The organism is uncultured Cetobacterium sp. (assembly GCF_947038635.1).
Lineage (GTDB): Bacteria > Fusobacteriota > Fusobacteriia > Fusobacteriales > Fusobacteriaceae > Cetobacterium_A.
Genome location: NZ_CAMQXC010000082.1, coordinates 1 through 9,970, shown reverse-complemented (window position 1 = coordinate 9,970; position 9,970 = coordinate 1). Strand labels below are relative to the sequence as shown.

Here is a 9,970-nt window from a genome sequence, read left to right as displayed (position 1 = left end):
GAGCAACTGACTTGTAATCAGTAGGTGATTGGTTCGACTCCGATAAGCGGCACCACTTGCGAGGGTGGCGGAATTGGCAGACGCACCAGACTTAGGATCTGGCGTTTCGACGTGAGGGTTCAAGTCCCTCCTCTCGCACCACTTTATGACTAATAACAGTAGACTTCAATGAAGTCTACTTTTTTTTTATCCCACTCTTAATTGCTTGAAAACTATATATCTCTATGGTACAATAATATGAAAAAAGTTTAATAAAAAGGTGCTCGAATGAAAAAAATAAAATGGTTATTTAGTTTTAAATATATATATATAATTTCATTGATTTACTTTTTTTTAGGGTACTTTTATCCTAATTTTTTGCAAATAAATAATATATATTTATATATAAAAGAGTATTTTGGAATATATGAAAAATTATTATGGATATTTTTAGTAGGATATGGGTTTTCAATGTTTATGAAAAATCCAAATAAAAGAGTTGTTTTAAAAACAAGGTTATTTTTTATGATTATTTTAGGAATAGCTACAGGTTATCTTTATTTATTAGATAGTTTAAAAGAGCAAACGGAAAGAACGATGGAGACAGTTCAACAATATGTTATTCAAGTTGGTCTATTAAACATTAATTTAGGTTATATTGAATTATATACATTTTTAAAGATATTTCCAAATATTAAAGCTAATGTGTTTGCAGGTAGTTTGATTTTTATAATTTTTCTTTCTGTTATTGTAATTTGTGGAAAGATGATAAGAAAATTAATTTTATCAGTTATTAATTTTTTCAAAGGACAAATTCTTAGAATTAGAGAAGAAAGAAGATTAAAAGAGGAACAAATTAGGTTAGAGAAACAAGCTAAGTTAGAAAAAGATATCTATGATGAAATATGTAATATTCAAAAAGCTTATCAAGAAAAAGATCGTTTAGAAATGGAAGTAGAAGAGGTTATTTTAGAAGAAAATTCTGAAAATGACTTGGTATTACAAGTAAATATTTCTCAAGAATTTGAAGAAAACTTAGAAAATATAGCTGTAGAAGATAAAATAGATGATATAGAAAGGATAGATGAGGACGATGATATTAGCATCCAAATCCCCGAGAAGGAAAGAGATATTAGCACAGTTGGGATTTCAGCTGCAAATTAAAAGTAAAGATATAGAAGAGATAAGTGATAAAGTAGAGATTGTAGAACAAATAAAAGATATTTCTTTAAAAAAGGTTATGGCAGTAGCTGTAGAAAATCCAAAAGAATTTGTTGTAGGAGCTGACACAGTTGTTGTGATAGATGGGAAAATTTTGGGAAAACCGAAGAATGAAATGGATGCTGAGAAAATGTTAAAATCTCTTTCTGGAAAAAGTCATGAAGTAATAACTGCATATACATTAATAAATTTAGAAAAAGAAATAAAAATAACAAACTCTGTAAAGAGTATAGTTTATTTTAAACAAATAAATGATGAAGAGATAAAATGGTATATAAAGAGTGGAGAGCCTATGGATAAAGCTGGAGCTTATGGAATTCAAGGATTAGGTTCTATTTTTGTAGATAAAATAGATGGAGATTTCTTTGCAATTATGGGGTTTCCAATAAATCATTTTATAAAAACTTTAAATAATTTAAAAATATCAATAGAAAGTTTAAATAAAATATAAATTAATTTAAGGAGAGTTGTAATGAAAAAAATATTTGGAAAAGTTTTAGGTATATTTTCAGATGATTTAGGAATAGATTTAGGAACTTCAAATACATTAATCTGTGTAAAGAATAAAGGAATTATAATGAACGCTCCATCAGTTGTAGCTATTAATACAAAAACAAAAGATATTTTCGAAGTTGGAGATAAAGCTAAACAAATGATAGGAAGAACACCTCATACAGTTGAGGCTATAAGACCTCTTAAGAATGGAGTTATTGCAGATTATGAAATAACTGAAAAGATGTTAAGAGAGTTCTATAAAATTGTAAATAGAGGAAAAAGTTTATCAAGTCCAAGAGTTATTATATGTGTTCCAGCTGGAGTTACTCAAGTAGAAAAAAGAGCTGTTATGGATGTGACAAGAGAAGCTGGAGCAAGAGAAGCTTATTTAATAGAAGAGCCGATGGCAGCAGCAATAGGAATTGGATTAAATATATTTGAGCCTGAAGGAAATATGGTTGTTGATATCGGTGGTGGAACGACAGAGATTGGAGTTATATCGTTAGCAGGAATTGTAAAAACATCATCTTTAAAAATAGCTGGAGATAAATTTGATTCTTTAATTATAGATTATATTAGACAAAAACATAATCTGTTTATTGGAGAAAAAACTGCAGAAGAGATAAAAATTGCTGTTGGAGCAGTAACAGATTTAGAAGAGGATATCTTTATTGAAATTAGTGGAAGAAATGCATTAAGTGGATTACCTAAAAATGTAAAAGTTTATTCATCTGAAATTGCTGAAGCTTTAGAAGAAGCTGTAGTTTTAATAATAGAAGAGATAAAAGGTATTCTTGAAAAAACTCCACCAGAATTATCTTCTGATATAAAAAGAAAAGGAATCTATTTAGCTGGGGGAGGCGCTCTATTAAGAGGAATTGATAAGAGAATAGCTGAAAGCTTAAGTTTAGAGGTTACTGTTGCAGAAGATCCTTTAAATGCAGTTGTAAATGGAATTCAACAACTTTTAAAAGAATTTGATAAATATAAAAGAGTTTTAATTTCTCCTGAAAGTGACTATTAAAAAGAGGCACTATGAAGAGAATAATATTACTAATTTTATTTGTATCTTCAATATTGAGAGCGAACTATCTCATCACAAATGGTGAGATAGCTCTTTTTTATGATGGCAAAAATAATATTTTAACAAATGTAAAAGCTAGAGAGTTTAGTAAAGATGTACTATCGAATTTACAAATATTATTAATAAAAGATTATAAAATATATAGAGCAAGAAACTATTATACACAAACAAAATTTATAGATGGTAAAAATATTTTTTATATGAAATACAATATAAATGATAATATTGTGGAATCATATATAGTATTATCCAATGAAAATAAGAATGATATGTTTATTTATACTAATTTAAATGGTATTAAATGGAATGAGCCATATAAACTAGTTTATAAGTTTTCTCCATTAATCTTAGAAGGGAATATTGAAAATAAAGATGGATATTATAAATATGATATGTTGAATTTTTCTAAAGATGATAAATCTAATATTCTCGTAGCAACAGAAAGAGATTTTGAAAACTTTAAAGTGAAGTCATTGGAAACCACGTTATTAAAAGGATTAAATGAGCGAATATACTTAGTAAAAGATATTAAGAACAAAAAAGATGACTCTTTAGAAATAGTGTTTAGTAAAAAGAAACCAAAATTTTCAAATATTTCTTTTACGGAAGTTATGGCTAGAGAAAAGAAGTTTTGGAATAACTTTAATAAAAAATATTATTATTTAAGAGATACAGTTATTAACCAAATAAAAAAACTTTATTTGATATCTTTTAGTAATCAAAATAGTTTAAATATGAACATGAGTAGAGCAAAGTATATGGAGCAATTGAAAGTCATATATTTAAATGGTATATTAAATAGAGAAAGATTGATACCAGAATTTAACTTTGATAGAGGCGATAGTATTCAAAATATGTTCACATATTATTACTATATAAAATTATCTAATTTGAAAGAGAATAGTGATGCTAAGACATTGTTAAAAAATAATTTTATAAAAGTTCAAGAGGATATTCAGGAATCTTATAAAAGTATAAAAAATAAAGAGGGCGATTGGTTAGAAAATAGTCTGGTATTTTATAATTTTTTATTAGAGATAGAAAAATTAGAAAAAAATGAGTTATTATTTAATGAAATAGAATTAATGAAAGAAGATATAAGTGGAAAAGTAAAAAAAGAAATACTGAATTCTTCTGGAATTATAAAAAATAATAACTATATAAAATATTTAGATATTTTATCACAAGAGAGTCAAATAAAAAATATAAATAAATTATTAGAAAATACAAAAAATTTGATTAGATTATTAAAAAAAGATGATAATATAGATAGTAAAGCTAATTTAAGTTTATCACTATTATTATATAAAAATAATTATACAGTTGAAAGTGATAAAATATTTTATAATATGGATTATTTTATCAATTATAATGAAAAATATAATGAATTAGATTTAGAAGAAGTATATTTATATTTGATAAATATTCAATATAGGGGATTAATATGATTAAAGAAGAAATAATTGGTATAAAGGAACAGATAGAGTCAATACTTTTATTAGGTGGAGACGAAATAAAAATAAGAGATTTAAGTAAGTTTTTTTCAGTATCTATAGAAAAAATTCTACAAATTTTAGAAGAGTTAAAAAAAGAGCGATTTAATACAGGAATAAATATTGAAATAGATCAAGAGATTGTTTATTTAATAACAAATCCAAGATGCGGAGAAATAGTAAATCTATATTTTAAACAAGATGTAAAACCTAAAAAATTATCAAATGCTGCCTTAGAAACATTATCAATAATAGCTTATCGTCAACCTATAACTAAAAGTGAAATAGAAGCAGTAAGAGGTGTTTCCACAGATAGAGTAGTTCAAACTTTAGAGGAAAGAAAATTTATAAGAATTTGTGGAAAAAGAGAAACTATAGGAAGACCAAATTTATATGAAATAACAGATAAGTTTTTAGGTTACCTAGGGATTTCATCGGTAGAAGAACTACCACAATATGAGGATATGAAGGAGAAATTAAATGGAACCAATGAGAATAAATAAGTACTTAGCACAGAGTGGTTATGCGTCAAGAAGAGAGATAGATAAGCTTGTTGAAAACGGGGATATAAAAGTTAATGGAAATGATGTAACACCAGGACAAAAAGTTACGGATAATGATAAAATTTATATAAAAGGACAGTTATTTGAAAAACCAAAATCAGAAAACAAAGTTTATTTTTTATTAAATAAACCTAAAGGTGTTTTAAGTGCTTCAAAAGATGATAGAGGAAGAAAGACAGTTACAGATTTAATAGATACTAAGGAAAGATTATATCCAATAGGAAGATTAGATGCTGATACAGAAGGTGCTATAATTTTGACAAATGATGGAGATATCTTCAATAAAGTTATACATCCAAAAGGAGAAGTTTATAAGGAATACTTTGCAATTGTAAAAGGTGAAATAAGAGATAAAGACCTTTCAAAATTAGCAAAAGGGATAAACTTAGAAGATGGACAAACATTACCAGCTAAAACAAAGATATTAAAGAGAGCTCAAGGTAGAAGTGAAGTGATAATAGCTATTAGAGAGGGTAAAAATCGTCAAGTTAGAAGAATGTTTGATGCAGTAAAACATCCAGTAGTATATTTAAGAAGAGAAGCTATTGGAAAAATAAACTTAGGAAATTTAGAGTTAGGAAAATATAGAAAACTAACATCACAAGAGGTAAAGTATTTAAAATCATTATAGAATATAGGAGGAAGATAGATGTCTTTAACAAGAGAAGATGTTCTAAATGTAGCTAAATTAGCAAGATTAGAATTTAATGAAGAGGAAATTATAAGATTCCAAGCAGACCTAAATAATATATTAGAGTATATAGATGTTTTAGGGGAAATAAATACTGATGAGGTGGAACCATTAGTACAAATTCATGAAACTGGAGTTAAGTTAAGAGAAGATATCATAAGAGAGTCTCTAACTGTTCAGGAAGCTATGAAAAATGCTCCTGCTTCAGAGGATGGAGCACTAATAGTACCTAAGGTAGTTGGAGAATAAATTTTAAAGGAGGATTTTTCTGTGAAAAAGATATACGAGTTAACAGCTTTTGAAATAAAAGAAAAAATATTAAATAGAGAATTAACATCTGAAGAGGTTGTTAGAGCTATTTTTGATAGAATAGAAGAAACTGATGGTGAGATTGGAAGTTTTGTATCTCTTAGAAAAGAAAAAGCGATAGAAGAGGCAAAGATAGTTGATCATAAAATACAAAACGGAGAAACTGTAGGAGCTTTAGCAGGAATTCCAGTAGCGATAAAAGATAATATGGTATCAATTGGAGAACCATCACAATCAGCTTCTAAGATATTAGAAGGATATGAAGGAATATATGATGCTACAGTTGTAAAAAAATTAAAAGATGCAGATGCAATAATAATAGGAAAAACAAATATGGATGAATTTGCTATGGGTTCAACAACAACAACATCTGCTTATGAAAAAACAACTAAAAATCCTTGGGATTTAGATAGAGTTCCTGGAGGAAGTAGTGGAGGAGGAGCGACATCAGTTGCTTCAAATCAATGTTATATATCTCTGGGATCAGATACAGGTGGAAGTATCAGACAACCAGCATCATTTTGTGGAGTAGTTGGATTAAAACCAACTTATGGAAGAATTTCTAGATATGGTCTTATGGCATTTGCTTCATCTCTAGACCAAATTGGTCCATTTGCTAAAACAGTTAAAGATGTAGCTTTGGCTTTAAATACATTAGCAGGTGTAGATGACTATGATTCTACAGTTGAAGAAGTAGAGGTTCCAAATTATTTAGATTATTTAACTGGAGATATAAAAGGAATGAAGATTGGTGTGCCGAAAGAATACTTCATAGAGGGACTAAATCCAGGAGTAAAAAAGGTTGTAGATGAAGCTTTAGAAACTTTTAAATCTTTAGGTGCAGAAATAGTAGAAATATCATTACCACATACAAAATATGCAGCTCCAACATACTATGTATTAGCTCCAGCAGAAGCTAGTTCAAATTTAGCTAGATTTGATGGTGTTAGATATGGACATAGAACAAAGAATGCTTCAAATATAGATGAGTTATATACAAAATCTAGAAGTGAAGGATTTGGAGATGAAGTAAAAAGAAGAATTATGATAGGAACATATGTTTTAAGCGCAGGATTCTTTGATGCATATTTTAAGAAAGCTCAAAAAGTTAGAAGATTAATAAAAAATGATTTTGATAAAGCTTTCGAAAAAGTTGATATTATATTCACTCCAGTAACACCAGGACCTGCTTTTAGATTGGATGCTAAAAAGACTCCAGTAGAACTATACTTAGAGGATATCTTTACGATACCAGCAAACCTAGCAGGAATACCAGGAATTTCAATACCAGCAGGAATGACTGAAGGATTACCAGTTGGAATACAATTATTAGGAAAAGCATTTGGAGAAAAAGATATCTTAAAAGCAGGAGATGCTTTTGAAAAAGCGATAAAGGAGAGAGTGTAATGGCGAGACAGTGGGAATCGGTAATAGGACTTGAAGTACACCTTCAATTAAAAACAGGAACAAAAGTTTGGTGTGGATGTAGTGCAGACTATGATAATTCACCAACAAATACGCATACATGTCCAATATGTTTAGGACATCCAGGAGCGTTACCAAAGTTAAATAAAAAAGTAGTTGAATATGCAGTAAAAGCAGCACTAGCTTTAAACTGTAAAATTAATAATGTAAGTGGATTTGATAGAAAAAATTATTTCTATCCAGATACGCCTAAAAACTATCAGATTACTCAATTTGAAAAACCATATTGTGAAAAAGGATTTTTAGATGTAAAGTTAAACTCAGGTAGAGAGTTAACTGTTGGAATCACTAGAATACAAATAGAAGAGGATGCAGGAAAATCTATACATGCAGGTTCTGAATCACTAATAAACTTCAATAGAGCATCAATGCCTCTTTTAGAAATAATATCTGAACCAGATTTAAGAAGTTCTGAAGAAGCTTATGAGTATTTAAATCTTTTAAAAAGTACAATAAAATACACTGGAATAAGTGATGTATCAATGGAATTAGGATCTCTAAGATGTGATGCAAATATATCTGTTATGGAAAAAGGAAGTAAAGTTTTTGGTACAAGAGTTGAAGTAAAAAACTTAAACTCATTTAAAGCAGTTGCAAGAGCTATTGATTATGAGATAGGAAGACAAATTGAGGCTATTGAGAATGGTGGAACTATTGATCAAGAAACTAGACTTTGGGATGATGATGCTCAAGTAACAAGAATAATGAGAAGTAAAGAAGATGCAATGGACTATAGATACTTTGCTGAACCAGATCTTCCAAAGCTTGTTATAAAAGATGATGAAATTGAAAGAGTAAAAAAATTAATGCCTGAATCAAAATCAGCAAAATTAAAAAGATTTATTGAAACTTATGCATTACCAGAATATGATGCAAATATATTAACAGATGAGATTGAGTTAGCGGATTATTTTGAAAGAGTAGTAAAAGTTACTAATAACGCTAAACTTTCATCAAACTGGATAATGACAGAAGTTTTAAGAGAGTTAAAAGAGAGTGGAAAATCTATAGAGGAATCTAAAATAAATTCTGAAGATTTAGGAAAAATAATAAATCTTATTCAAAAAGAGATTATCTCTTCTAAAATAGCTAAAGAGTTATTTACTATAAAATTAAACGATAGTAGAGATCCAGAAGTTATAGTAAAAGAGGAAGGGATGATACAGGTTGTTGACTTAGGAGAGATTGAGGGAATAGTAGATCAAGTACTAGCTGAAAATCCTAAGATGGTAGAGGACTTTAAAAATTCTGATGAAGGTAGAAAACCTAGAGTTTTAAAAGGACTAATTGGACAAGTTATGAAATTGTCAAAAGGAAAAGCAAATCCTAAGATAGTTACAGAACTAATGGAATCGAAATTAAAATAGGTGGGTTATAATGAAAAAAAGCAAATTAATCTCTTTAGGGATTATGATTTTAGGACTTACTTTTTTATCACAACCACTTCATGCTGTTACTAAAACGTTAAAAGAGAAGTACGAAAATGTAATACCAATGAGTGTTCACGTAAATATAATGAATAATGAGGCTGAGCCAGAGTATTTAAACTATGTTTTTATAAAAAGTGTAGATGCACCCATTAGACAAGATTCATCAATATATTCTAAAGAGATTGTAAGATTTCCATTTAATACAAAATTAAAGGTTTTAGAGAAAGTTGAATCAAATAAAAATGAATGGTATAAAGTAGAGCTAAAAGATAAGAATGGAAATAGAGTTGAAGGTTATATCTCGGCAATGTTAGTAACATTAAGAAGATTTAAATTTGAAGAGATGAATAATAGAGTACATAAATTATCTCAATTCTTACAATCAGAAGCGGCAAAGGGAAAAGAATTAGTATCAATAAATACATATGTTCCAAATCCTAGTAACCAAAATATGAGTAGAATTAAAGATAAGTATGGAGTTTCAGCAGATCAAAATGCTAGAGCAAGCTATAATGGTGAAACAATATTTATACCAGATAGATCATTAATGTCAATTGAATCTACAAGTGGTAATGATGTGTATGTAAATGCTCTTTCAATTGCAGAAAAACCATTAAAAGTAAGTAAAAATGCTATCACAAGATATCCTGCAGTTAATGCAAACTTTAGAAAAGCTATTGTAATAGATTTAGAAAATGAAAATCAAGGTATTTTCCAAAAGAATTCTGAAGGTCAGTGGGAGTTAATTTCTTATACATTAAATAAAACTGGTATGGAGAGTACTTTAGGATTTGAAACTCCTAGAGGATATTTCATAGTTCCAGTATTAAAGTATGAAATGGGATACAGGGATGAGTATAATAATGCAGCTGGAATGGCAAAGTATGCAATACGTTTTTCAGGTGGAGGATACATTCATGGAACACCAATTAACTTTGAAGAAAATATAAATAGAGACTTTTTCTTGAGAGAAAAAGATGGAACATTAGGAACCGTTGAGGGAACTAGAAAATGTATTAGAAATATGGAGTCACATATTAAGTTCCTTTTTGATTGGGTAACAAATGGAAAAGTTAATAGAAAATCTAATGAACAAAGACCAGATGAAAATGTAATGGTTATAGTATTTTAGTAAAGGGTGAGCGAAAGCTCACCCTTTCTTATAAAAATAGCATAACTTTCTATTCTATGATATAATAAATTTGTTAAATTAATAGAGA

The 9,970-nt window shown here is 28.4% G+C and carries 10 protein-coding genes and 1 tRNA gene; all 11 read left to right on the top strand.

Translation table 11 applies throughout. The features are described from left to right. Positions 1-58 precede the first annotated feature (58 nt). The 11 genes from Q0V08_RS08360 (at position 59) to Q0V08_RS08310 (ending at position 9,882) form a co-directional block, all read left to right on the top strand. Positions 59-141: transfer RNA gene (locus tag Q0V08_RS08360), tRNA-Leu, on the top strand. Between the two features lie 126 nt (positions 142-267). Then, entirely contained in the window at positions 268-1,143 is an 876-nt protein-coding gene (locus Q0V08_RS08355; RefSeq protein ID WP_297433844.1) for a hypothetical protein, read from the top strand. Further along, positions 1,073-1,651 (top strand): Maf family protein, encoded by a 579-nt coding sequence (locus Q0V08_RS08350; protein ID WP_297433842.1) that lies wholly within the window; start codon positions 1,073-1,075, stop codon positions 1,649-1,651. The genes Q0V08_RS08355 and Q0V08_RS08350 overlap by 71 nt, the downstream gene beginning before the upstream one ends. 21 nt (positions 1,652-1,672) lie before the next feature. Next, positions 1,673-2,719: a rod shape-determining protein gene (locus Q0V08_RS08345; RefSeq protein ID WP_023051969.1), complete on the top strand. Its 1,047-nt coding sequence runs from the start codon at positions 1,673-1,675 to the stop codon at positions 2,717-2,719. Positions 2,720-2,730: 11 nt separating this feature from the next. After that, complete coding sequence (locus Q0V08_RS08340; protein WP_297433839.1) at positions 2,731-4,227, top strand: hypothetical protein; 1,497 nt, start codon at positions 2,731-2,733, stop codon at positions 4,225-4,227. Positions 4,228-4,241: 14 nt separating this feature from the next. After that, complete coding sequence (scpB, locus tag Q0V08_RS08335; RefSeq protein WP_040406658.1) at positions 4,242-4,775, top strand: SMC-Scp complex subunit ScpB; 534 nt, start codon at positions 4,242-4,244, stop codon at positions 4,773-4,775. Beyond that, positions 4,762-5,466 carry a pseudouridine synthase gene (locus Q0V08_RS08330; protein WP_297433846.1) on the top strand — a complete coding sequence of 235 codons (705 nt, stop codon included), beginning with the start codon at positions 4,762-4,764 and terminating at the stop codon, positions 5,464-5,466. Before scpB ends, Q0V08_RS08330 begins: the two co-directional genes overlap by 14 nt. An 18-nt stretch (positions 5,467-5,484) precedes the next feature. Beyond that, positions 5,485-5,775 (top strand): Asp-tRNA(Asn)/Glu-tRNA(Gln) amidotransferase subunit GatC, encoded by a 291-nt coding sequence (gene gatC / locus Q0V08_RS08325; RefSeq protein ID WP_297433837.1) that lies wholly within the window; start codon positions 5,485-5,487, stop codon positions 5,773-5,775. Positions 5,776-5,796: 21 nt separating this feature from the next. Next, complete coding sequence (gene gatA / locus Q0V08_RS08320; protein WP_297433835.1) at positions 5,797-7,242, top strand: Asp-tRNA(Asn)/Glu-tRNA(Gln) amidotransferase subunit GatA; 1,446 nt, start codon at positions 5,797-5,799, stop codon at positions 7,240-7,242. Then, positions 7,242-8,687, top strand: a complete 1,446-nt coding sequence (gatB, locus tag Q0V08_RS08315) for an Asp-tRNA(Asn)/Glu-tRNA(Gln) amidotransferase subunit GatB (RefSeq protein WP_297433832.1) — start codon at positions 7,242-7,244, stop codon at positions 8,685-8,687. Before gatA ends, gatB begins: the two co-directional genes overlap by 1 nt. A gap of 10 nt (positions 8,688-8,697) precedes the next feature. Further along, positions 8,698-9,882: a L,D-transpeptidase family protein gene (locus Q0V08_RS08310; protein ID WP_297433830.1), complete on the top strand. Its 1,185-nt coding sequence runs from the start codon at positions 8,698-8,700 to the stop codon at positions 9,880-9,882. The last annotated feature ends 88 nt before the right edge of the window (positions 9,883-9,970 follow it).

Bases quoted from the DNA above. Each gene is read 5' to 3' on its own strand.
- Q0V08_RS08355 (WP_297433844.1), top strand. From the start codon at position 268: ATGAAAAAAATAAAATGGTTATTTAGTTTTAAATATATATATATAATT.
- Q0V08_RS08350 (WP_297433842.1), top strand. From the start codon at position 1,073: ATGATATTAGCATCCAAATCCCCGAGAAGGAAAGAGATATTAGCACAG.
- Q0V08_RS08345 (WP_023051969.1), top strand. From the start codon at position 1,673: ATGAAAAAAATATTTGGAAAAGTTTTAGGTATATTTTCAGATGATTTA.
- Q0V08_RS08340 (WP_297433839.1), top strand. From the start codon at position 2,731: ATGAAGAGAATAATATTACTAATTTTATTTGTATCTTCAATATTGAGA.
- Q0V08_RS08330 (WP_297433846.1), top strand. From the start codon at position 4,762: ATGAGAATAAATAAGTACTTAGCACAGAGTGGTTATGCGTCAAGAAGA.
- gatC (WP_297433837.1), top strand. From the start codon at position 5,485: ATGTCTTTAACAAGAGAAGATGTTCTAAATGTAGCTAAATTAGCAAGA.
- gatB (WP_297433832.1), top strand. From the start codon at position 7,242: ATGGCGAGACAGTGGGAATCGGTAATAGGACTTGAAGTACACCTTCAA.
- Q0V08_RS08310 (WP_297433830.1), top strand. From the start codon at position 8,698: ATGAAAAAAAGCAAATTAATCTCTTTAGGGATTATGATTTTAGGACTT.